The sequence below is a fragment of the Bacillus sp. LR--39 genome (assembly GCF_053613335.1).
In genome coordinates, this window is sequence record NZ_JBSIOT010001107.1 from 1 (window position 1) to 628 (window position 628).

Consider the following 628-nt stretch of genomic DNA (forward strand, 5'->3'; position numbering starts at 1 on the left):
AAAGGCGGATGGCTGACAATCAAACGGATTTTGAAATGCCACCCGTTCCATCCGGGAGGAGTCGATCCCGTTCCTGAAAAAAAACAAAAACATTAATTGTTATAGCCGTTTACGATAAGATCCAGTTTTCCTGTTTTAGGATCAATGACTAAGCCATGGACCGGAACGTTTTCCGGGAACAGCGGGTGATGTTTAATAACGTCTACGCTGTCTTTCACACTCGCTTCCACTGAATCAAAGCTTTTAAACCATTGATCAAAGTCTACACCGGAGTACTTTATTGTTTCGATGCGTTCTTCCGGAATCCCTCTTGCTTTGATTTTTTCAAGCATGCTTTTGCTGCTGATTTTGCTCATGCCGCAATCGTGATGCCCGATCACACACACCTCATCTGCATTCAGCTCGTACACTGCGACGAGTAAACTTCTCATGATGCTTCCGAATGGGTGTGTCACAAGCGCACCGGCACTTTTAATGATTTTCACATCACCGTTTCGCAAATTCATCGCATGCGGCAGCAGTTCAACCAGACGAGTGTCCATGCAAGAAAGAATCGCCATTTTTTTATCTGGAAATTTTGATGTTTGATACTTTTCATACTCTCTTTGTTCAGTAAATGTCTTGTTAA

General features: G+C 43.0%; 2 protein-coding genes. One reads left to right on the plus strand and one right to left on the minus strand.

Features of this window, described 5'->3' with window-relative positions; genetic code table 11:
- Positions 1-96, plus strand: a 96-nt coding sequence (yidD, locus tag ACWHAR_RS28755; protein ID WP_452088657.1) for a membrane protein insertion efficiency factor YidD, incomplete at its 5' end; no start/stop codon positions are given.
- Here yidD and ACWHAR_RS28760 read toward each other — a convergent pair.
- Positions 93-628, minus strand: a 536-nt coding sequence (locus tag ACWHAR_RS28760) for a beta-class carbonic anhydrase (RefSeq protein WP_452088656.1), incomplete at its 5' end; no start/stop codon positions are given. The genes yidD and ACWHAR_RS28760 overlap by 4 nt on opposite strands.